The sequence below is a fragment of the Sodalis glossinidius str. 'morsitans' genome, from assembly GCF_000010085.1.
Taxonomy (GTDB): Bacteria; Pseudomonadota; Gammaproteobacteria; order Enterobacterales; family Enterobacteriaceae; genus Sodalis; species Sodalis glossinidius.
The window spans coordinates 1,461,738-1,484,416 of record NC_007712.1 but is presented as its reverse complement, the minus strand read 5'-3'; the positions used below and the strand labels follow the sequence as shown (position 1 = coordinate 1,484,416).

14 protein-coding genes, 9 pseudogenes and 1 riboswitch are annotated in these 22,679 nt (G+C 59.6%); of the genes and pseudogenes, 6 read left to right on the top strand and 17 right to left on the bottom strand.

Annotated features, from left to right (window positions below; all coding sequences use genetic code 11):
• Positions 1-65: 65 nt before the first annotated feature.
• The 11 genes and pseudogenes from SGP1_RS07770 to moaA all read right to left on the bottom strand — a co-directional run bounded on the left by SGP1_RS07770 (position 66) and on the right by moaA (position 8,862).
• Complete coding sequence (locus SGP1_RS07770; protein ID WP_041866751.1) at positions 66-329, bottom strand: hypothetical protein; 264 nt, start codon at positions 327-329, stop codon at positions 66-68.
• Between the two features lie 37 nt (positions 330-366).
• On the bottom strand, positions 367-1,170 hold the full coding sequence (locus SGP1_RS07765; RefSeq protein ID WP_148203418.1) for a hypothetical protein: 804 nt from the start codon (positions 1,168-1,170) through the stop codon (positions 367-369).
• Positions 1,171-1,293: 123 nt separating this feature from the next.
• Positions 1,294-2,242: pseudogene (dusC, locus tag SGP1_RS07760) on the bottom strand (tRNA dihydrouridine(16) synthase DusC).
• 230 nt (positions 2,243-2,472) lie between these two features.
• Positions 2,473-3,834, bottom strand: coding sequence for an ATP-dependent RNA helicase RhlE (rhlE, locus tag SGP1_RS07755; protein ID WP_011410774.1), 1,362 nt, complete (start codon positions 3,832-3,834; stop codon positions 2,473-2,475).
• Between the two features lie 213 nt (positions 3,835-4,047).
• Positions 4,048-4,800: an L-cystine ABC transporter ATP-binding protein TcyN gene (gene tcyN / locus SGP1_RS07750; RefSeq protein WP_011410773.1), complete on the bottom strand. Its 753-nt coding sequence runs from the start codon at positions 4,798-4,800 to the stop codon at positions 4,048-4,050.
• A gap of 18 nt (positions 4,801-4,818) precedes the next feature.
• Positions 4,819-5,789, bottom strand: a pseudogene (locus tag SGP1_RS07745) (D-cysteine desulfhydrase); the annotation flags it as partial.
• A gap of 18 nt (positions 5,790-5,807) precedes the next feature.
• Positions 5,808-6,518 (bottom strand): Bax inhibitor-1/YccA family protein, encoded by a 711-nt coding sequence (locus tag SGP1_RS07740; RefSeq protein ID WP_011410771.1) that lies wholly within the window; start codon positions 6,516-6,518, stop codon positions 5,808-5,810.
• Positions 6,519-6,875: 357 nt separating this feature from the next.
• Positions 6,876-7,170 (bottom strand): annotated as a pseudogene (locus tag SGP1_RS29320) (hypothetical protein).
• A pseudogene (gene moaD / locus SGP1_RS07730) lies at positions 7,171-7,409 on the bottom strand (molybdopterin synthase sulfur carrier subunit).
• The gene (moaC, locus tag SGP1_RS07725; RefSeq protein ID WP_011410770.1) at positions 7,406-7,888 is read right to left on the bottom strand and encodes a cyclic pyranopterin monophosphate synthase MoaC; all 483 of its coding nucleotides are present in this window, start codon (positions 7,886-7,888) and stop codon (positions 7,406-7,408) included. The pseudogene moaD and the gene moaC overlap by 4 nt, the downstream one beginning before the upstream one ends.
• 19 nt (positions 7,889-7,907) lie before the next feature.
• Positions 7,908-8,862: pseudogene (moaA, locus tag SGP1_RS07720) on the bottom strand (GTP 3',8-cyclase MoaA).
• Positions 8,852-8,992, bottom strand: a riboswitch (molybdenum cofactor riboswitch). (Overlaps the previous pseudogene by 11 nt.)
• A gap of 251 nt (positions 8,993-9,243) precedes the next feature.
• Between moaA and yvcK the strand changes: the two are divergent.
• Complete coding sequence (gene yvcK / locus SGP1_RS07715) at positions 9,244-10,155, top strand: uridine diphosphate-N-acetylglucosamine-binding protein YvcK (protein WP_011410769.1); 912 nt, start codon at positions 9,244-9,246, stop codon at positions 10,153-10,155.
• Positions 10,156-10,412: 257 nt separating this feature from the next.
• On the opposite strand, the gene uvrB is transcribed toward yvcK, so the two are convergent.
• Positions 10,413-12,422 carry an excinuclease ABC subunit UvrB gene (gene uvrB, locus SGP1_RS07710; protein ID WP_011410768.1) on the bottom strand — a complete coding sequence of 670 codons (2,010 nt, stop codon included), beginning with the start codon at positions 12,420-12,422 and terminating at the stop codon, positions 10,413-10,415.
• 851 nt (positions 12,423-13,273) lie between these two features.
• Between uvrB and SGP1_RS32975 the strand changes: the two are divergent.
• A pseudogene (locus SGP1_RS32975) lies at positions 13,274-13,978 on the top strand (ABC transporter ATP-binding protein).
• Between the two features lie 147 nt (positions 13,979-14,125).
• Here SGP1_RS32975 and bioD read toward each other — a convergent pair.
• Genes bioD through bioB form a run of 4 tightly spaced genes read right to left on the bottom strand, consistent with a single transcriptional unit; the run spans position 14,126 to position 17,765 of the window.
• Entirely contained in the window at positions 14,126-14,812 is a 687-nt protein-coding gene (gene bioD / locus SGP1_RS07700) for a dethiobiotin synthase (RefSeq protein WP_011410767.1), read from the bottom strand.
• Complete coding sequence (gene bioC, locus SGP1_RS07695) at positions 14,805-15,584, bottom strand: malonyl-ACP O-methyltransferase BioC (protein ID WP_011410766.1); 780 nt, start codon at positions 15,582-15,584, stop codon at positions 14,805-14,807. The genes bioD and bioC overlap by 8 nt, the downstream gene beginning before the upstream one ends.
• Complete coding sequence (gene bioF / locus SGP1_RS07690) at positions 15,562-16,728, bottom strand: 8-amino-7-oxononanoate synthase (protein WP_011410765.1); 1,167 nt, start codon at positions 16,726-16,728, stop codon at positions 15,562-15,564. The genes bioC and bioF overlap by 23 nt, the downstream gene beginning before the upstream one ends.
• A complete protein-coding gene (bioB, locus tag SGP1_RS07685; protein ID WP_011410764.1) occupies positions 16,728-17,765 on the bottom strand; it encodes a biotin synthase BioB in 1,038 nt (345 codons plus the stop codon). The genes bioF and bioB overlap by 1 nt, the downstream gene beginning before the upstream one ends.
• Before the next feature lie 103 nt (positions 17,766-17,868).
• Between bioB and bioA the strand changes: the two genes are divergently transcribed.
• The 3 genes and pseudogenes from bioA (at position 17,869) to SGP1_RS07670 (ending at position 20,507) form a co-directional block, all read left to right on the top strand.
• A complete protein-coding gene (bioA, locus tag SGP1_RS07680) occupies positions 17,869-19,158 on the top strand; it encodes an adenosylmethionine--8-amino-7-oxononanoate transaminase (RefSeq protein WP_011410763.1) in 1,290 nt (429 codons plus the stop codon).
• Between the two features lie 269 nt (positions 19,159-19,427).
• Positions 19,428-20,025, top strand: a pseudogene (locus SGP1_RS07675) (type 1 glutamine amidotransferase domain-containing protein).
• Between the two features lie 91 nt (positions 20,026-20,116).
• Positions 20,117-20,507 (top strand): annotated as a pseudogene (locus SGP1_RS07670) (YbhB/YbcL family Raf kinase inhibitor-like protein).
• A 74-nt stretch (positions 20,508-20,581) separates the two neighbouring features.
• Here SGP1_RS07670 and pgl read toward each other — a convergent pair.
• Positions 20,582-21,577, bottom strand: coding sequence for a 6-phosphogluconolactonase (gene pgl, locus SGP1_RS07665; protein ID WP_011410761.1), 996 nt, complete (start codon positions 21,575-21,577; stop codon positions 20,582-20,584).
• Between the two features lie 184 nt (positions 21,578-21,761).
• Between pgl and SGP1_RS07660 the strand changes: the two are divergent.
• Positions 21,762-22,580 (top strand): annotated as a pseudogene (locus SGP1_RS07660) (pyridoxal phosphatase).
• Positions 22,581-22,679: the final 99 nt, after the last annotated feature.

The window sequence follows — 22,679 nt, the reverse complement described above, 5'->3', positions numbered from 1 at the left end:
TGCGAACCGCCCCGGCCGCCGCAACCCGGCCTTCCTGCCGCAGCCAAATGGTAATGGGTAAGCGATTATTGGCCGTCGGTGAGCGGTAAGCGGCCGTCGATTAGCTGCTGTTGATAATCGGTAAACAATCGTTGGTAAGCGATAAACGGTTGTTCATCTGCGGCTTTTGATAATCGGTAAACGAACGTTGCTAAGCCATAAACGGCTGTTGATAAGTGGTCATAGTAACTGTCAGCAGCAAGCGATAGTCGCTCGTCTGTGATCGGTGGCCGGTAAAGCATCGACGGTAAACACCAGGCGGTGCCACGTGCCGCCTTTTTGGCGGCCATGGCTGGACGCGAAGCGCGCGTTGTCAATCTGGCTGGTTTAATAGGATGAGGCCCCCGGGCCGGGATGGGTGAGAGCCGGCTCGCCCAGTTTGGTCAATCGGATATAAAACTCATCCTCATACTGCTGCGGTGCCGATACCGCCACATTCAAAATACCCAGTTCAACCACCTCAGCCAGAAGTGCCGCTGTACTTTCCGGGGTAAAAACCGAGCAATGGGCATCGAAATAATGGCCGGTGGTCCAGGCGTTAAGCACGAATTCTAGAGCCTGCTGCTGCGTATAATGCGGGCAGCGGGTTTGTTGGTAGGCTTCAGGGCTTAAATCTTTCAAACGCTCATACATCTCGCCGTCGTCGGAGGTGCAATGGCGCAGAAAATCATAAAGCTGCTGCGGCGCCGGTATCCGCTGGCGGGTCAACCACCACTGCAACCATTGCGCCGCACTGCTGGTTTGACGAAACCGGTCGAAACAATAACGTTTATTGGGCAGCACCAATGAGAACACCGCGCCATCGTTAAGCACAGCCAGGATCCAGCCTAGCGGATCTGGGACATGCTCCAGCACATGCGATGCCACCGCCCAGTCGAAATATTGTTGATCCGGCACGCAGCTTTGCAGCGTGGCGTGCAGGTGCCAGATAAAATCAATATCGACAATCTCATCATGCTCATAATGGGCATGTTTTTGCCGCGACTCTTCCGCCGAGGTGTAATCGGTGTAGCACACATTGTGCAGCGCCTTGTCCGTCGCGGAACGGAACAGCGGGTAGGTTTCCAGGCCAGGAAGTTGCAGGGGCAAATTCTGCAAAATGTACGATTTGCGCAGGGTATTGTCTTTCATGATCATCCTTTGAGCGGGCAGGCAAATCCGGCGTTCGCGACAAAGTCGCGTCACATACGCAAAAAAAGGTAGCGCCCGGCGGCGTCAGCGGCCATGAAAGAGGTATTTATCCGCGGTAAAAAGTCATTGCGCCCGGTCCGAGAGGCGGCAGAGCACCTCGCCTATCGCCGACGAGGTTTTGAGCGCGCGCACGGTCGCAAACAGCTCATCGGCTTCGGTATACTGTTTGCGCAGATAATTAAGCCACTGTTTAATACGTGCCACATGGTACATTCCGGTATCAACCTGCTTCTCCATGAGGCTGTATTTTTGCAGCAAGCGGACCACCTGCAGCCAGGGCAGCGGCGGCACATGATCTTTCACCACCCGGCTCAGGTTGGGCACACTGAGCGCACCGCGCCCAATCATCAGCGCCTGACAGCCGGAGCTGTCCAGACACGCCTGTCCACTCTGCCAGTCCATGACTTCACCATTAGCAATGACGGGAATGCGTAAACGCCGGCGGATCGCCGCAATGGCCGGCCAGTCGATACATTCGGCCCGATAGCCCTCTTCTTTGGTGCGGCTGTGTACCGCAATTTCGCTGGCGCCGGCCTGCTCCACCGCATCGGCAATTTCCAGGCTGCGGTGGGTAGAATCCCAGCCAAGGCGAACCTTGACCGAAACGGGCAGGTCGGCGGGCACCGCCGCACGCATCGCTTTCGCGGCCTGATAAATCAGCTCCGGATCTTTCAATAGCGTCGCGCCGCCACCGCTACCGTTGACGGTTTTCGACGGACAACCGCAGTTAAGATCAGCCCCCCACGATCCCAACGCCGCCGCGCGCCAGGCATTCTCCGCCAGCCAGGGGGGATTTTGCCCCAGTAGTTGCACCCGCACGGGCGTACCATCCGGGGTTCAGCTGTGCCGGCGCAGTTCAGGGCAGAGTCGGTAGAAGGATTTTTCCGGCAGCAGACCGGTCCACCACCCGCAAAAATTTGGTGATGCACAGATCGTAATCATTTATTTCGCACAGCAGCTCGCGGACCAGCGCGTCAAGCAAGCCTTCCATCGGAGCCAATACGACACGCATAACGCCACCCGTTCACTAGCAGTGGGCGCAATAGTAGGGGAAAACCGCCGGGAAAAGCAACCCATAAGCGCGTGCTAGCAAAGACATGGCGTCCGCGATCGGCCGCCTGCGGCATCTAGCGCCGAAAGAGGAATTCCCGGTCCGTCATGCGCCGGATGTCGCCACGCCGGGAGCGGCAGCATTGCCGGCGTCAGGAGAGCCCCGACGCCTGTCGCATCAGGTAATCGAGGTTAGCGATTGCCGCTGCGGCTACCGCCGTTACCGGCAGTATTATTACCACCGCGGGCAGCTCTATGACCAGACGCGCTACGACGGGATTGTGCGCCATCGCGGCGCGGGCCTGAACGGCTATCGCGCGCGGCATCACCGGCAGGCGCGCCGCGTCCGCCGCGGGCACCGCCGCCGCCCCGACTGCCGCGTCCCTGCTGGATGGGCTCCGCTTTGATGCTGGAATCCGGATCATAGCCCGGTAATACGATGCGCGGGATGGGCTTTTTCAGCAAACGCTCAATATCGCGCAGCAGGCCCAGCTCATCGACGCATACCAGCGACAGCGCTTCACCGGTAGCCGCCGCGCGGCCGGTACGGCCAATGCGATGCACATAATCTTCCGCCACCTGAGGCAGTTCATAGTTCACCACGTGCGGCAGCAAGTCGATATCCAGACCTCGGGCGGCGATATCGGTGGCCACCAGCACACGGATGCTACCCTGCTTGAAATCCGCCAGCGCCCGGGTACGAGCACCCTGGCTCTTATTGCCATGGATTGCGGCGGCGGTAATGCCGTCCTTATTTAGCTGCTCCGCCAGATGATTGGCGCCGTGTTTGGTGCGGGTAAACACCAGCACCTGCTGCCAGTTGTTGCGGCCAATCATATCGGAAAGCAGCTCGCGCTTACGCTTCTTATCGACCATATGCACGAACTGGGTGATTTGCTCGGACGCGGTATTGCGCCGCGCGACCTCCACCGATGCCGGATTATCCAGCAGGCTATTGGCCAGTGTTTTAATCTCATCGGAGAAGGTCGCGGAAAACATCAGGCTCTGACGTTTTGTCGGCAACAGTTTCATCACCCGGCGGATATCGTGAATGAAGCCCATATCTAGCATGCGATCGGCTTCATCCAGCACCAGGATCTCCACCTGCGACAGATCAACCGCGCGCTGTTGCGCCAAATCCAGCAAACGGCCGGGGGTTGCCACCAGCACCTCCACCCCGCCGCGCAGTTTCATCATCTGCGGGTTGATGCTGACGCCGCCAAACACGACCAGCGAACGCAGACCGAGATGAGCGCTGTATTCGGTGATATTTTCGCCAATCTGCGCCGCCAGTTCACGGGTCGGCGTCAAGATAAGCGCCCGGATGGGTCGACGCTGTTTACCGGCCGGCGCCGGGCGCTGGTCGAGCAATTGCAGAATGGGCAGGGTAAAAGCGGCGGTTTTGCCGGTGCCGGTCTGGGCACTGGCCATAATATCGCGGCCTTGTAAGACATAAGGGATGGCTTGCTGCTGAACCGGCGTCGGTTCGAGATAGCCCTTTTCCGCTAATGCGCGCAAAACCTCGGCACTCAGGCCAAGTGAATCAAATGACATAGACTGAAAAACTCCAGATCCACCCCGACGACGGCCGAAACCACGCTCAGGGGGATAATCAGATGGGAGGCGAAGCCTTACCATGGTGAACGGACAAAACATCAATGATAGGATTGTAGCAAAATATCCGGCCGTTGGGCACGAGTATCCGGTAAATAACTGTAATCCTTCCCGCCCCACCGCGGACAAGCGCGGCGGAACAGGGTTGTGCCTTCAGGCGCCGAGAAATTTGTTGAGAAAGAGCCGGGTGCGCTCGTGGGTCGGGTGCGCGAACACCTCACGCGCTGGCCCCTGCTCCACGATATTGCCCTCGTCCATAAAGATCGCGCGGTCGGCAACATCGCGGGCAAACCCCATCTCGTGGGTAACGATAACCATGGTACGTCGCTCCTCCGCCAACGCGCGGATAGTGCTGAGCACCTCGCCCACCAGTTCTGGATCGAGCGCCGACGTCGGTTCATCGAACAAAATGACCGCCGGACGCATCGCCAGCGCGCGGGCGATAGCCACCCGCTGCTGCTGACCACCGGACAGCCGCTTGGGAAAGGCGTTCTCTTTGCCGCTCAGACCGACCTTGGCCAGCAGTTCCCGTGCGCGCGCCACCACTTCCTCGCGCGGCTCCTTTTTCACCACCAGCGGCCCCTCGATGATATTATCGAGCACCGAGCGGTGGGGAAACAGGTTAAAATTCTGAAACACGAACCCGACCTGCTGGCGAAGGGCGCGGATTTGCGCTTTCTGACCGCTAAGCGGACGGCTGGCGTCAATGGTAATATCCCCCACCTGAATACTGCCGTCATCCGGCGTCTCCAGAAGGTTTATACTGCGCAGCAACGTGGTTTTGCCAGACCCGCTCGGGCCAACTATCACCAGTACCTCGCCGGGATTGACCGCGAGATCGATACCCTTGAGCACCCTATGGTCGTTGAATGTCTTAATCAGCCCTTTAACTTCAATAGCGCTCATCGGGTCTCCAGATAATGATAAGCAAACAGCGCCGCCGGTATGCACGAACACACCAGTGGCCCGTCAGGAAAACGGTCGCGTTCAAGGCCATCAATCAGCCCTGCCATGGCCTTACCGGCATAAACCGGATCCAGCACAATGCCCTCCAGACGCGCTAATAGCGCAATCGCCTCGCGGCCCTCGTCATTGAGCTGGCCATAACCGGGGGCAAAATACTCATCCCACAGGGTTATCTCCGCGGCCGGCGCGGCGAGAGACAACTGTTCACTCACTTGCGCTGCCAGACTGGCGATAAGAGGCCGCTGCTGTTCCGAGCGACGCGAAACGGTAACGCCGATAAACGCCGTTTCCGGCAGCACGGCGGCCAGACCGACCTCCAGTCCCGCGTGCGTGCCGCCGCTGCCCGATGACACCACTACCGCGCCCGGCTGGATCACACCTTGACACTGATGGGCTATCTCCAGCGCACAACCGACGTAACCCAGCGAGCCCAGGGCGTTGGATCCCCCCACTGGTATGACATAGGGCCGAAAGCCCTGTGCCTCCAGACGCAGCGACGCATCGGCCAGCTGTTGAGCAGGCTGAGTCAGGGCCTCGCACGCGATGACCTCGCACTGAAACAAATCGAGCAACAGACGGTTGCCGTTGGTCAGGTAGTTACCGGCGGGTGTGTCGATCGGCTTTTCCAACAGCGCGACGCAATGCAGCCCCAATTTGGCCGCCAGCGCCGCCGTTTGCCGCACGTGGTTCGACTGGATAGCACCGGCGGTCAGCAACGTGTCGGCACCCTGGCGCAGCGCGTCAGCGGCCAGGTACTCCAGCTTGCGCAACTTGTTACCGCCCAGGCCCAGCGGGGTTAAATCGTCGCGCTTGATAAAGATATCCCGCGCCAGAAAGTCCGACAGCCGGGGGAGATGTTCGAGCGGCGTCGGCGGGCCGATAATATCCAGCCGGGGAACGCCGGCCAACCGTTGGGCAAGATCGCTCATCGTATCCTCGGCTCCGGTTTAACGTCGATTGCCGAAAATACGCAGCAACATCAAAAACAGATTGATAAAGTCCAAATACAGGCTCAACGCACCGACAATGGAGTATTTACGGAACTGATCCTTGTTGTCCAACGACAGCTGAGCACCCATGTTCTTCAGTTTCTGAGTGTCATAAGCGGTCAGCCCGACGAACACCACTACGCCGATATAGGTCACCGCCCACATCAGCGCGGTGCTTTTCAGCCAGATATTCACCAGCGATGCCAACACGATACCAATGAGCGCCATAAACAGCAGGTTGCCGAAACTGCTCAAATCCCGCTTGGTGGTATAGCCGTACAGCGTCATAGCGCCGAACATACCGGCGGTCACAACAAACGTGCTGGCGATGGAGGAGGCAGTATAGACGATGAAAATACTCGCAAGCGTCAGCCCGGTTAACACCGAATAAAGCATGAAAAGCGACGTCGCCACCGCACCGCTAAGGCGATTGACCATGCCCGAAATGACGAACACCAGCGCCAATTGGGCGATAATCAGACCAAAAAAGGTTAATTGACTGGAGAAAATAAACTGCAGCAGCGCCGGCGTGCGGGCGGCGTACCAGGCCACGAAGGCGGTTAACAGCAATCCGCAGGTCATCCAACCGTAGACCTGCGCCATAAACGGCTGCACCGCGCTGTTGGCGCGTTCTACAATGGAACCCTGGGAGCGGGGAAAGCGATCCATGACTATCACCTTTGAGTTAGCAAAATAATATAAGCCGCACGCGGGCGAAACATCCCAGGCCGCGCGGACGACCCACCTCAGCCAAGCATATCATAAAAGCGCGCCCGGCGTAGAATGCCCCCTCGCATAACAGCACGACAGGCCAACGCTGCCCTCCTCGACGGACAACATGCTCGGCAAACGAGACCCTCCTCTCCTGACAGCACGGTTAGCAAACGATTTCCCTTCGCATATAGCGCGCCCGAAGTATGAAAACCGCCCCGGCAATGGCTTTTCTGTTATCGCGATGCCGGGCTGGGCGGCGGCTCAACCGGCGCCGTCTGTCTCACCGGTAGGGGACCAGCGTTCGGTCGTCCGTTAGTCGCTGACGCGTGCGTCCAACCAGCGGCTGCCCGCAGGCGTAGACTCCCGTTTCCAGAACGGCGCCCGGGTTTTGAGGATATCCATCATGTATTCGACGGCGTTAAACGCCGCGGCGCGGTGAGGCGATTCAGGTCAGCGGCAAGCGCTCGCGCTCCTGCACCGCGATATCCGCCAACGCTTTTCCGGTAAAGGTGACTACCGCGCCATCATTATCGCTGGTGGACAGCCAGGCATACAGTGCCACTACGTCGAAATCGCCCTCGCCGACCTCAATCAGGGTTGCCTCCATTCAGCCTCCCGTGACCGGCGGAAAGAACGCCACTTCATCGCCGGCGGCCAGCGGATGATCCGTCGTCACCAGCGATTGATTGACCGCCGCCAGAAATTTGCCCGGCTCAAGCGCCAGAGCCCAACGTTCGCCGCCTGCGCCTGGCGCAGGGCTTCCACCGACGTGAAACCCGCTTCGACCAATAAATGATCAACGCCGGTAAGTTCGCGGACCTGGGCAAAAAACAGCACCGTAATCACACCTCATCCCCCGTGAAATCACCGGATTTGCCGCCGCTTTTCGCCAGCAGGCGCACCGGACCGATAAACATATCCTTCTGCACCGCCTTGCACATATCGTAAATCGTCAGGGCGGCCACCGAGGCCGCGGTCAGCGCCTCCATCTCTACGCCCGTTTTACCGGTCAGGCGACAGACAGCGTCAATCCGCACCCAGTGCTGCTCGGTTTCCGCCGTCAGTTGCACCTCTACCTTGCTGAGCATCAGCGGATGGCACAAAGGAATTAATTCCCAGGTGCGCTTTGCCGCCTGAATACCGGCGATGCGGGCGGTGGCGAACACATCGCCTTTATGATGCTGGCCGTCGAGGATCATCGCCAGCGTGGCGCGCGCCATAGTGACATAGGCGCTGGCGCGCGCTTCGCGCACCGTGTCGGCTTTGGCGGATGCATCCACCATATGCGCCTCGCCGCGCTCGGTAATATGGGTTAGTTGCGACATACGTTTTCTCCGGGCAGGCCTAGCAGCCAATATAAGACAGGTTGCGGGTAATGCCGGTATTGCCCTGTGCAAAAAATGGGTCTGTTTTTTTATGCTGCAATCCGCCCGCGATACGGATTTTCAGCGCTTCAAGCGTGGCGTCGCTCTCAAGAAGATCGCGCAGCGGAACACCGCCATCGCCAAACAGGCACAGGTGCAGCTTGCCCAGCGACGACACGCGCAGGCGATTACAGCTGGCGCAGAAGTCTTTGGCGTAAAGCATGATAAGGCCGATTTCACCTTGATAATCTTCGTGACGAAACACCAGGGCCGGGCCATCCGTGCGTCCACGCGGCTGGCATTGCCAGCCCCGCTGTTCCAACCGCCGGCGGATAAGCTCGCCGGAAACGTGACGCTCGCGGAACAGCGCGCTGCCGTCGCCGGTCTCCATCAGCTCGATAAAGCGCAGTTGCAGAGGTCGCGGTTTGATCCACGCCAGGAACGTATCCAGATGAATGTCGTTCACGTCGCGCAGCAAAACGGTATTCACCTTCACCTTGTCAAAACCGGCGTCGATGCCGGCCATCACCTGATGGAATTTATCCTGGCCGGTAATGGCCGGAAATTGGTGGGCGTCCAGGCTGTCGACGCTGACGTTCAACGCCGTTAGCCCAGCGGCGCGCCAGCCGATATCCGTTGGTGGTGACCGCGACGGTGCGGATAGCCAGATTGGCGCGCACCGCCGCAATGATGTTGATGAAATCACGGCGCAGCGACGGTTCGCCGCCGGTGAGGCGGACTTTTTCTGTCCCCAGTTCGGCAAAGGCGCGGGTGACGCGACGGATCTCGGCCAAGGAGAGAAAGCCGGTATTGCGGGTTCCCTGCGGATGATAACCGTCGGGCAGGCAATAGGTGCAGCGGAAATTACAGACGTCCGTCACTGACAAGCGCAGATAATAAAACCTGCGCTCAAACGCATCGATGAGTTGTGACACAGTAACACCTTTCCAAATACGGGAGATGCCGGCATTTCTACCCTGCACCCTGGTGGCTTCGCCACGGCCAGAACCCCCTATGGCTCATGACGGGCCACTTAGGCGTAAAGGCTAGGAGTTATGTATACCTTTACGCCCAACGGGACGAAAAGGAATGCTTGACTGACGTCTATAGTAGCCCTAAAGCCACACAGTTACCATGCATACAGAGCGAAAAACCGTTATATAAAATATTATAAAGAACTAAAATTTAGATGGTTTTTCCATTTTCCTTGCCGAAAACCGATCATTGGCGCGCGCCCTGGTTCGCTTTTGCCGGCAAATCCGCTATTTTATGCCACACTCAGCCTCAGCCCCCCGTTTCATACCATCAGGAGACCTATGCGCAACCGAACATTAGCCGATTTGGATCAGGTGGTCGCCTTGGGGGGCGGTCACGGCTTGGGCCGGGTCATGTCTGTGCTTTCCTTTCTGGGGTCACGGCTGACAGGCATCGTGACTACCACCGATAACGGCGGTTCCTCCGGCCGCATCAGGCAATCCGAAGGCGGCATTGCCTGGGGCGATACCCGCAACTGCCTTAATCAATTGATCGCCGAACCGAGCATCGCCTCAGCGATGTTTGAATACCGCTTCGGCGGCCAGGGCGAACTGGCGGGCCACAACCTGGGCAATCTGATGCTAAAGGCGCTGGACAATCTCAGCGTCCGGCCACTCGAAGCCATTAACCTTATCCGCAACCTGCTGAAGGTCAACGCCAGCCTGATCCCGATGTCGGAGCAGCCGGTGGATTTGCAAGCCACCGCGCTGTCCGGCGACACTGTGTACGGTGAAGTGGCCATTGACCGGTTGGACGACCTGCCCGTCAAGATGACGCTGACGCCCCCGGTGCCGACCACGCGCGAAGCGCTGCTGGCCATCGCCGGCGCGGATCTTATCATCATCGGCCCGGGCAGTTTTCTGACCAGCCTGATGCCGCTATTGCTGCTGGAAGATTTGACGCAGGCGTTGCGCCGCACGCGTGCGCCGATGATCTACCTCGATAACCTGGGTCGCGAGCTCAGCGTGGCGGCGGCGAATATGACGCTGGCGCAGAAAGTGCAGATGATGGAGCAGGCCATCGGCCGGGAAAAGGTGATTGACGGCGTGATTATCGGGCCGGCCACGGGGGCGGAAAATCTGGCGGATCGCGTCATAGTACAACGGCCGTTGGCGGCGGAGGATGAACCCCACCACCACGATCGTGCCCTGCTGCGCCAAGCTCTGGATCTGGCGCTGCAATCCCTCGGCTGACTGTCAACGTCCAGTCCCACCAGGCGCGGGTCCTTGCTCGATGCCACGAGCACTCGTCCTGGTGCGCCCCCACTAAGGGTTACTGCCAAGGCGCCCTGCGCACAACCTCCCCTCAAGGCGCCAATCCTAACGGTTACGGCCACGCCGCCCGGCGCATAATCTCCCCCCATGGCGCCCAACCAAGCGCTCACAGTCACCGCCACGGCGCGTAACCTCTGCCCCGCGGTAGCGGCTGCAGGGCTGGACGCTCGGGCGGATCAGGAAACGGCGATAAATTGCTCACGCAGCGCGTGAATTTGATCGCGCACGCTGGCGGCCTCTTCAAATTCCAGATTCTGCGCATGCTGCTGCATGCGGGTTTCCAGTTCGCGAATCTTCTGTTCCAGCGCTTTCGGCGTCAAATCGCCATATTTCGCCGCCGCCTCCATCGCCTTGCGTTTTTTATGCTTGTCGTGCACCGGCGACTGGCCCAGCTCCATGATATCGGCAATGCGCTTATTCAGTGCCTGCGGCACGATACCGTTGGCGAGATTATAGGCATGCTGTTTCTCGCGCCGCCGCTCGGTTTCCTCAATCGCGCGCGCCATTGACGGCGTGATCTTATCGCCGTACAGGATAGCTTTGCCGTTGAGGTTACGCGCCGCGCGGCCGATAGTCTGGATAAGCGACCGCTCGGAGCGCAAAAAGCCCTCTTTATCGGCGTCCAGTATCACCACCAGCGACACTTCGGGCATGTCCAGCCCCTCACGCAGCAAGTTGATGCCGACAAGCACGTCGAATTCGCCGAGACGCAAATCGCGGATGATTTCCACCCGCTCTACGGTTTCTATATCCGAATGCAAATAGCGCACCCGTTCGCCGTGCTCTTCAAGATATTCAGTCAAATCTTCCGCCATCCTCTTGGTCAATGTCGTGACCAGCACCCGCTCGTTTATCTGCACCCGGCGGCGGATTTCCGACAGCAGATCGTCCACTTGGGTGCTGACCGGCCGCACCTCGATTTGCGGATCCAACAGACCGGTCGGCCGCACCAGCTGATCGATGATGTCATTGCCGCACATTTCCAGTTCATAGGGCCCGGGCGTCGCGGAAACATAAATGGTCTGCGGCGCCATCGCGGCGAATTCTTCAAACTTCATCGGCCGGTTGTCCAGCGCCGACGGCAGGCGGAAACCGTATTCCACCAGAGTCTCTTTACGCGCCCGATCGCCCCGGTACATCCCGCCGATTTGCGGAATGGTGACATGGGATTCGTCCACCACCAGCAACCCGTCAGCCGGCAAATAATCGAACAGCGTCGGCGGCGGTTCGCCCGGCCCGCGTCCCGACAAATAGCGGGAGTAGTTCTCGATCCCCGAGCAGTAGCCCAGCTCATTCATCATTTCCAGATCGAAGGCGGTACGCTGAGACAGACGCTGCTCTTCCAGCAGTTTGCCGCTGGCCAGCAGCGACTCGCGCCGTTCGGCCAGCTCCACTTTGATATCTTCCATCGCCTGCACCAGCCGCTCGCGCGGGGTGACATAGTGGTTCTTGGGATAGATAGTGTAACGGGGCACTTCCTGATCGACGTGACCGGTGAGCGGATCAAACAGCGACAGGCGCTCCACTTCATCGTCAAACAGCTCAACGCGCAGCGCCACTTCGTCGGATTCGGCGGGGAAAATATCGATGACTTCGCCGCGCACGCGAAACGTGCAGCGCTGAAATGCCTGATCGTTGCGGGTATATTGCAGCTCCGAAAGACGGTTAACGATGCTGCGCTGGGAGACTAACATGCCGCGCGTCAGGTGCAGCATCATCTTCAGATACGCATCAGGATCCCCCAGGCCATAGATAGCGGAAACCGAGGCGACCACGATGACATCGCGTCGCTCCAGCAGCGCTTTGGTGGCGGATAAACGCATCTGCTCGATATGCTCGTTGACCGACGCATCCTTCTCGATAAAGGTATCGGAGCTGGGCACATAAGCTTCCGGCTGATAATAGTCGTAATAGGAGACAAAATACTCCACCGCATTATCGGGGAAAAACGCCTTCATTTCGCCGTACAGCTGCGCCGCCAGCGTTTTATTGGGCGCCAGCACCATGGTGGGACGGTTTAAATCCTCTATCACGTTAGCCACGGTAAAGGTTTTCCCTGACCCGGTCACGCCGAGCAGAGTCTGATGGGCCAGACCATCCTCCAACCCTTCCTCCAGGCGACGAATAGCCTCCGGCTGATCGCCGGACGGTTCAAACGATGAAACCAGTTTAAATGCTTTACTCATCTGCAATAACTACCTGCTGGGAAAGTGGGTGGCGGGCTACTCTATGAGTATGGGAACTCTCAGGCTATTTTACCAGTGGATAACCACTGGATACAATACTAGTAACCCATCCGTTTTAGGCGCAAAATTGCATTTCCAATGAGGGGAAAATGTGTTGACTTTGGGCGGAAAAAGGTGATTAACCCACAGAGGACGGGACGGCATGTGAAGCCCTGCGATGAGGAAACGAAGACGGCGCAAGCTCCGCTTACAAATTTACTTGATTTTGCATAAATAGTTGTAAACACGCGAATAAAAAAAAGCGTGGAGAATACAGGCAAAATGCAGCCAACCCGCGCCCGCTCTCATCCCAGCGCGTTTTTCTAAACCTAATGCACACGGTTATCCACAGGAATAGTGGATAACTCCTACCGCCCCGCTTATAGCTTGCGTTCCACAAAATTGAATAACTTAAAAGAAAGATGACAAAAGGTTTTTTTAGCTATTTTTTGTCTTCATTATGGGCCGCGTTATGCAAAAAATAACTAACCCCCTACCTGACTGTACAGGATCAGATTATCGGCAGAGGGCGTCGACGCCCTTTACGCGTGCCGGCGGCGTCTGTTGCATCACAAAAAAAACGCAGAGCACCGAGAAAGTGCATTATTACACACTTTGTCCGGCAAAAATGCCGTGATACACCTGTTTTATTCTGCCGATAGGCCGACCGTTCAGTGCTTCCTACCGCTAATGCCGTCTGTCACGCTGGTTGGCTTGATAGTTGCTACATCTACTGCCGGCATGCCGAAGTCGCCCGAACCGATATCCCGGGATACGACGACGGTCATTTCACAAGGGGAGGCAATTAGCCTATGTTACGAATGCACGCGGTAAATCAGTTTTATGGCCCGAGGCAAATTCTGCGGGATATTCATCTGGAGTTGCCCCATGGCCAGTGCACTTGCCTGCTGGGACGCAACGGCGTCGGCAAAACCACATTGATCAATTGCATCATGGGCCATGTCCCGGTCAGCAGCGGTAGCGTCACCTGGCAATTACGGGGGGAAGACGCTCAGGATCAGTGCATACCGCCGAGGCGCGCGCATCGCTTGGTATCGGTTATGTGCCGCAGGACAGGCAGATTTTTTCCCAACTGAGCGTGGAGGAGAATTTGCACGTTTCCCTGTTGGCCGGGCGCAATCATACGCGACAGGTGCCGGAAATGGTCCATGACCTGTTTCCGTTTCTTTACGCCAGGCGGCGAGCACGCAGGCGAGCTTACCGCCGGCCAGCAGCAACAGCTCGCCATAGCCCGCGCGCTGATGCCAAAACCCGAGCTTTTGATTCTAGATGAACCTACCGTCGGCCTGCTGCCGGCGGCAGCGCAGGAATTCGGCCACATTCTACGGCGCATGCAGCATGAGTTCGGGCTGAAGTTGTTGCTGGTGGAACAGCAATTACCCTTCGGCGTTCACATCGGCGATCGTTACTGCCTTCTGGAAGGCGGCCGTAACGTGGCCCAGGGATCGCTGGACGAGCAGGACAACGCGCTGATTCAGGGTTATTTGGCGAGCTGAGCGGCGCTTAGCCAAAACGTCATGCCGCCGAACTGGTGACTGGCCGCCCTCCCGTCGGCACGCGACGATGCCGGAGGCGGACGATATGGACAGTATGAGCGGCCGTCCTGCTCGCCGCAGCGATACAGCCGGCTGCAGCGGGTCTTCTTAGAACGGGCCACCAAGCAGCGTGAGATCAAGATAGTCGGCCAAAGGCGCTTTTTCCGCCGCGTCGAGCCAGGGAATTTCCCCTAATAACGGGGCATTCAGCCGCTGTTGCAGCGCCGCCAGATAATCCCGCGGCCGGTGGCTGGTCGGCGTAGGATGATTGGCAATCCACCCCACCAGCGGCAGCCCCGCCTGTTGTACCGCCAGCGCCGTCAGCAGTGCATGATTAATACAGCCAAGTTTCATCCCGACCACCATAATCACCGGCAGCCGCTCGGCGACGACCCAATCGGCGTAAGTTAGCGTTTCCGCCAACGGGGTAAACCACCCTCCTGCGCCCTCGACCACCAGCCAGTCCGCGGCGGTTTCCACTGTCCGAAGTCCCGCCGATAACGCGGCGGCGTCGATACGCCGGCCGTCATCGTGGCTGGCTATATGGGGCGACGTTGGCGCAAGAAACGCCAGCGGGTTAACCTGCTGATAGCCAAGCGCAACATTACCGTTGGCCATCAGCGCCAGCGCATCGCGGTTGCGCGGCCCCTCGGGGGTCAGTTCACACCCGGAGGCCACCGGTTTATACCCCGCAGCGCGATAGCCGGCCCGCGCGGCGGACTGTAGTAACGCGCACGCCGCCAGGGTTTTACCGACATCGGTATCGGTTCCGGTCACAAAAAAACGTTTAGTCACGGTAAATTATCCCATAAACCACGCGATAACTCAGCGGCAGCCCCGCCGGCCGGTGCGGCCAGTTGGCCTCTAACGCCCGCAGGCGGCTGCGGCTGGTGAGTCCAGGTGTGCGGCCATCGTGAAGATAACCAGCGCCCACACCTTTGATTTCCCGCAACAAATCGGTAAGTTGCGAATAGTGCAAGCGATACGGCTCGGCCAGCAGGCGATGGCGATAAGGGGCGAAGGCTGCGGCGATAGCCGCCTGCGGCAGAAAACGGTTGATGTGTACGCCGTCATCCACCTGTCCCCACGCCTGCGCCAGCTCTTTCAGCGATCCCTGTGCCAGGGTGGATAACGCCAGAATGCCACCGGGCCGCAGTACACGGTGCAGCTCCGCCAGCGCCCGCGGCAAATCATCACACCATTGCACCGCCAGATTGCTGTATACGATGTCCATCGATCCCGTCGCCAGCGGCAACCGTTCGATATCGCCCAGGATGTAGGCCTCCGCAGACCGTTGTTGTCGGGCAAAGCCCAGCATGGCAGCGGAGAGATCGAGGGCAACCACCTGATTTCCCTGCGCCTGCCAGCGCCGGCTAAACCACCCGGTGCCGCAGCCCGCATCGAGAATCCGCCGTCCTTCAACCGGCCCTGTCAGGGCGCAAAGCCTATCGCCGCAGGCGCGCTGAAAGGCCGCGTAGCGGTCGTAATGCGGCGCGGCGCGGCTAAAACGGCGGGCGATGCCCGGTTTGTGGTCCGCCGACGGATTAAGCGTTCTGAAGTTGTGCATCAGACAACGCCTCCAGCAGCGTATCAATATCGTCGGCCAAATGGGCGGAGGTGAGCGTAATACGCAGCCGTGCGCTGCCCGGCGGGACGGTAGGCGGGCGGATTGCCGTCAGCCAGACGCCGCGCTCGCGCAGGCGCTGCGCCAGTTGCAGCGTGCGCAGATTATCGCCAATCACCAGCGGCTGAATGGCGGTGTCCGATGGCGCCAGCGCAAATCCGAGCGCCGCGGCGCCGCGGCGGAAACGGACGATATTGTCCCAAAGGCGTTGGCGCAGGGCGTCGCCGCGGCGCACGACAGTCAAGGCGGCGTCAATAGCCGCTATCTGCGCCGGCGGCGGCGCGGTGCTGTAAATCAAATGACGCGCGAACTGTAACAGGTATTCCGCCACCGGCGTCGCGCACAGCACCGCCGCGCCGCTGACGCCCACCGCCTTGCCAAAGGTGACCACCAGCAGGTCCGGCCGGCCTGCCGGCGCCCAGGCGCAACCGCGCCCTTCCTCGCCGACGACGCCGATACCATGAGCATCATCTACCATCAGCCAGCAGCCGGCAGCCCGGGTTATCTCCGCCAACGCCGGCAGCGGCGCCCGATCGCCATCCATGCTGAACACGCCCTCCGTAATAACCAGACGGTTGCCGGCGCAGTCACGACGCAACAGACGCTGCAGGGCATCGGCATCGTTGTGGGCGAAGCGCCGTAACGTCGCCGGCGAGTGCATCGCCGCCTCCAGCAGCGAAGCGTGGCTCAGGCGGTCCGCCAAGATATGGTCGCCGGAGGCTGTTAATGCCCCCACCAACGCCTGATTGGCGGCAAAACCCGAGGTAAACAGCAGCGCGCGCGGAAAGCCCAGCCAGTCGGCCAGCCGCTGTTCCAGCCGTTGATGATGCAGACCGTAACCAGTGACATGCCCCGATCCGCCTGCCCCTACCCCCGCCTGCGCCGCGCCCTGCTGCCACGCCGCAATTACCTCGGGGTGGCGCGCCAGTCCCAGATAGTCGTTGCTGGAGAAATTCAGGTATTGTCTATCGCCGTCGCGGATAAGGCGATCGTTGCCGCCGCTGAGCGCCCAGCGTTCGCGGTAGGTCTGCTCCCGGCGCCGCTGCGCCAGCGCATCGTCGATGCGCGCCATCCATCCGTCGGCCATCAGCGTGCCGCATTATAGTAATGCGCCGTATCCGCGGTGAGCAGTTCTTCGGCCAGTTGCGCTTGCTGTGCCACATCGCCCTGCGTGGCGGTGCGACGTTCGATATTGATACCCAACTTGTGGAACAGCGCCATGTCGCGATCCTCTCCCGGGTTAGGCGTCGTGAGCAATTTACAGCCGTAGAACACGGAGTTGGCACCGGCCATAAAACACAGCGCCTGGGTCTGTTCGTTCATCTGCTCCCGTCCCGCCGACAGGCGCACGTGTGAACGCGGCATCATAATGCGCGCCACGGCGATGGTGCGGATAAACTCGAACGGATCCACATCCTCATTATCAGCCAGCGGCGTTCCTTTCACCTTCACCAGCATGTTGATGGGTACGCTTTCCGGCGGCGTCGGCAAATTGGCCAGTTGCACCAGCAGCCCCGCGCGATCGCGGATATCCTCCCCCAGGCCGACGATGCCGCCGGAGCACACTTTAATTCCCGCCTGCCGGACTTTGCTCAGGGTATCGAGCCGGTCCTGGTAGCTGCGGGTCGTAACGATGCTGCCGTAAAATTCCGGCGAGGTATCCAGGTTGTGGTTATAGAAATCCAGCCCCGCCTCCGCCAGTCGCTGCACCTGACGATCATTAAGCATGCCGAGCGTCATGCAGGTCTCAAGCCCCATCGCCTTCACGCCCTGCACCATCTGCTCAAGCAGCGGCATATCGCGGTCGTGCGGATTTTTCCAGGCGGCTCCCATGCAAAAGCGCGTTGAACCAGCGTCCCGTGCCTTACGGGCGGCGTCCAGTACTTGCTGCACCTGCATCAGACGCTCGCTCTCCAGTCCGGTGCTGTAACGCGCGCTTTGCGGACAGTATTTGCAATCCTCGGGGCAGGCGCCGGTTTTAATCGACAGCAGCGTGCTGACCTGCACCTCGCCCGGCGTAAAGTGCTGGCGATGCACCTGTTGTGCCTCGAACAATAACTCAAGAAAGGGTTTATCAAACAGAGCTCTGGCCTGCGCCTGCGTCCAGCGTTGAGAGGTTGACATGTCGGTTATCCACAGCATCTTGAAGGAAATAGATGGCGTCAGTGTAGAGTTTGCCGCTACACTGTCAACAATATATTAAAAATTTAGTTTACAGGATAATCCGATGCAGGCCAATGACCTCGCCTTCGACCGCCGCCATATCTGGCATCCTTACACCTCCATGACCCGGCCGCTACCGGCCTACCCGGTGGTCTCCGCCGACGGCTGTGAGCTGACCCTCAGCGATGGCCGCCGCCTGGTCGACGGTATGTCCTCCTGGTGGGCGGCTATTCACGGCTACAATCATCCGGTTATCAATCAGGCGATGAAGGATCAAATCGGCCGCATGTCCCATGTGATGTTCGGCGGCATTACCCATCCGCCAGCGGTGGCCCTGTGTCGTCGCCTGGTGGCGCTGACGCCGGCCGGTCTGGACTGCGTTTTCCTGGCAGATTCCGGCTCGGTAGCCGTGGAGGTGGCGATAAAAATGGCGCTGCAATATTGGCAGGCCCGCGGCGAACCACGGCGCGAGTTACTTGCCCTGCGCCAGGGCTATCACGGCGATACCTTTGGCGCGATGTCGGTATGCGATCCCGATAACTCGATGCACAGCCTATATCAGGGCTACCTGCCCCCACATCGGTTCATCGAGGCCCCCCGACGGCGTTTCGACGACACCTGGCGCGAGGGAGACGATGCGCCGCTGGCCGCCCTGTTGGCCGCCCACCACCGTACGCTGGCGGCGGTGATTCTGGAACCGATCGTGCAGGGCGCCGGCGGGATGCGCTTTTACCATCCCGAATACCTGCGCCGGGCGCGGGCGCTGTGCGATCGCTATGGAATATTGCTGATTGCCGATGAAATCGCTACCGGTTTCGGCCGCACCGGCGAATGGTTCGCCTGCAACCTCGCCGGCATCTCGCCGGATATCCTTTGTGTGGGAAAAGCCTTGACCGGCGGCGCCCTGACCCTCTCCGCCACGCTGACCCGTCGCCACGTAGCGGATACCCTCAGCGATGGCGACGCCGGCTGTTTCATGCACGGGCCGACATTTATGGCCAATCCGCTGGCCTGCGCCGCCGCCAACGCCAGCCTGTCGCTGTTGGAAGACGAAAGCTGGCGCCCACGCGTAGCGGCGATTGCCGCAGGGCTTAGCGCCGGGTTGTTACCGCTGGCCGACCATCCGCGGGTGCGCGATGTGCGGGTGCTCGGCGCCATAGGAGTAGTGGAAACGACACAGCCGGTCAATATGGCGGCGCTGCAGCGATGGTTTGTCGATCGCGGCGTGTGGATCCGTCCTTTCGGCAAGCTAATTTACCTGATGCCGCCCTACATCATCTCACCGCCGGCGCTTGCGTGGCTTATCGACGCCATTACCGACGCCCTGGACTCGCCGACGCATTTTCTCTCGTGACGTCGTCGGCACAGGGTGCGCATGCGCGCCGGGCCACATACGCTATGCTTAACCTCTGACGTTTGCGGCCCGAGGCGATCCGCCGCCGGCGAGCATGAATGTGGCTCGGCGAAACGAGCGCAGCGCCGATGGGCCGCGGCGGTGGAGTAAGGATCAGGCCGGCTGCGCCAACCCCAGCCCCGAACTCCCGGGCCGCTCTTTTGGCATCGGGTCAGGGCCTCGTCGCCGGCGATCCTTATCCCGCGCGCCGCAACCAATGGAGAATGCTGATGAAAGTCGCCATAATCTTGACATCCCATGACCGGTTTCTGGCTGGAAGAGCTGGTCGGGCCGTATTATACCCTGCATGATGCCGGGATAGAGATAACCCTGGTCTCGCCGAAAGGCGGTCAGCCACCGCTGGATCCGAAGAGCGACGAAGTGGACGCGCAAACCCAGGACACCGAGCGGTTTCGCACCGATCGCGCCGCGCAGCAGGCCTTGGCCACCACCGTCAGGGTCGATACTTTGCGGGCGGAAGATCCCCATTCCATCGCCCTTATCGAGCAAAAGTTCGCCAACGGCAAACCGGTGGCGGCCATGTGCCATGGACCAGGGGTGCTGCGCCATGCGAAAAAGCCTGACGGCACACCGCTGGTGGTCGGTAAGCGGGTCACCGGTTTTACCAATAGCGAAGAGCAAGCGTGCCGGTTGACTACCGTGGTGCCGTTCTCAGTGGAAGATGAGCTTCGGCGACACGGCAGCCATTTTGAGCGTAGCGAGGATTGGCAGTCCTATTCGGTAACGGATGGCCATTTGGTCACCGACCAGAACCCGGCCTCGTCGACGGCCACCGCGCAAAATTTATTAAAAATCCTCAACCGCTAATGCCTGAAAGGAGAAGAGCCGCGTGTTTACCTTATTTAGCCACGATCTGCAGCCCGGCACGACGCTACCCGAGCGCCATGTGTTCAACGGTATGGGATATCAAGGGGATAATATTTCGCTGCACCTGGCCTGGGATAATGTCCCAGCAGGCACGAAAAGTTTTGTCATTACGGTGTTTGATTCCAGACGCGCCGACCGGCTCTGGCTGGTGGCCAATATTCCGGCGGATGTCCGTATGCTGCCCCAAGGGGCGGGCTCCGGTCAGGACAATCTGCCTGCGGGCGCCGTGCAGGGATGTACAGATTTTGGCAGTGCAGGCTACGGCGCCGCCGCAGGGAGAAACGCATCGCTACCAGTTCACCGTGCATGCGCTGGATGTGGATCATCTGGAGGTGGATGAAAACGCCAGAGGCACGATGATTGGCTTCAACGTGCATTTCCACACCCTGGGCAGTGCGTCGTTGACCGTCACTTACCGTTAATGCGACGGCCCGCAGACACTTGCCCGGGCGAACAGCTACGGCTTAAGCATGGAGCGGCCCGGCGAAGCGGGGAGTCAACGCGCCAGGACGGACACCCACATCGGCCCTTGTCCCACCGCATAGCGCGCCAGGGGATCCAGCGCGCCGGATTGCGCATCGATAGCGTAAACCGCGATATGGTGCGATTTCTGCCCGGCGGCCACCAAAAACCGGCCCTGGCTATCGATATTGAAACCGCGGGGCTGGGATTCAGTTGCCTGATGCCCCAGTAGGCGCAGAACCCCGCCGTCTTCAGACACCGCGAACCGGCTGATGACGCTGGCGGTGCGATCGCAGCAATAGAGCCAGCGGCCGTCGGGCGTGATATAGATATCCGCCGCCCAGCGGGTGTCGCTGAAGCCGGCCGGCATAATATCCAGCGTCTGCACGATGCGTGGACCGGCGCCTGCGGCGTCTATGGCAATTACGTTGACCGTACCGCTGAGCTCGTTAATTGCGTAGGCGTAACCGCCGCCGTGGTGAAATACCATATGGCGCGGCCCGGCGCCGGCCACACTGTCTAATGCTTCCGGCGTGCGGGGCGTCAAATGACCGGCCTCGCCAATGGTATAAAGCCGGATGCGGTCTTCTTGCAGGCAAGGCACCCAAAGTACCTGATTGGTGGTGTCAACATTGGCGGAGTGGCAATGGGTCAAGCCTTCCAGCGTCTGCGTCGGCGCGCCGACGATACCCTGCTCGTCGATGGGGCTGACGGAGAGACAACTGCCGCTATAGGAAACGCTGTACAGCGTCTCGCCCTGCAAATCGGTGGTCAGTTGCGTCGGACTGCCCGGCAGCGGGGCCATGCCGGCTTCGGTCAGCAATCCTTTTTCATCAATCCGATAGCTGACCACGCCAAAGGACGGCCGGACGCCAATGTAGAGGTGCGTTCTTGCCGGATGGATGACCATCGGCTGCCCCTGTCCCGGGGTATCCACCACTTGCAGCAACGTTAGCGCACCCTGGTTATCCATTTGCCAGACGTGTATCTGCTGACTCTCCGGGCTGGCAACATAGACAATTTGCTTCATGTGTTCTCCTAAATTCGCTTCTCTGGCAGGCATGGCGTCCGTTGTTTGGCAAGGTTTTTTCACCTTTACGGCACGCCGTGGTTAAGCATGTCACCGTTAGCCACCCACATTATCACGGTTTTCGCCGCCGCGCCGAGGGTGTAACATTGCAGAATGATTGAAATACTTACTCAATAGGAAACCTATGGATTATCGCCTTATTGCCCTAGATCTGGACAGCACACTGCTGACCCACCAAAAACGTATACTGCCGGAGTCTCTGGCCGCACTTCAATAGGCGCGCACCGCCGGCCTGCAGGTCATGGTGGTCACCGGCCGTCATCACGTTGCCATCCACCCCTTCTATCAAGCTCTCGAAATAGATACCCCTGCAATCTGCTGCAACGGGACCTATCTGTACGATTACCCGGCGCGGCGGGTGTTAACCGCTCAACCCCTCGACAAGACCCAGACGCTTACGGTACTGCATCTTCTGGACCAGTATGACGTACACGGCCTGCTGTACGTCGATGACACCATGCTGTATCAACATCCGACCGATCATGTCCTGCGCTCCCTGGCCTGGTCGGAGACCCTGCCGCCGGCCCAGCGGCCGACGCTTGTGCAGGTAGACAGCCTGGCGGCGGCGCAAGTGGCGCAGGCGATCTGGAAGTTCGCTACCTCCAATACGGATATCGGCAAGCTGCAAACCTTCGCCGAAGCGTAGAGCTTGAGCTGGGGCTGGCCTGCGAATGGTCCTGGCACTATCAGGTGGATATTGCGCAAAGGGGCAACAGCAAAGGCCGCCTGCTGGCACACTGGGTCACGGCACAAGGATTCAGCATGAATCAGGTGGTCGCTTTCGGTGATAACTTTAACGATCTCAGCATGCTCGAAAGCGCCGGTCTCGGCGTGGCGATAGGGCAAAGCGATGATGCCATCAAGGCGCGCGCCGACGTCGTCATTGGCGATAACGAAGCGCCGTACCATCGCCAATTTCATTCGCCAGCGCCTGCTAGCCTGAGTTTACGAACGCAGAATCATAATCCGTGGCCCGACTGCGGGGCCATCAGCTCACGGCACGGCTGCCGAGTCATAATCCATGGGCCGGCTGCGCCCGTCT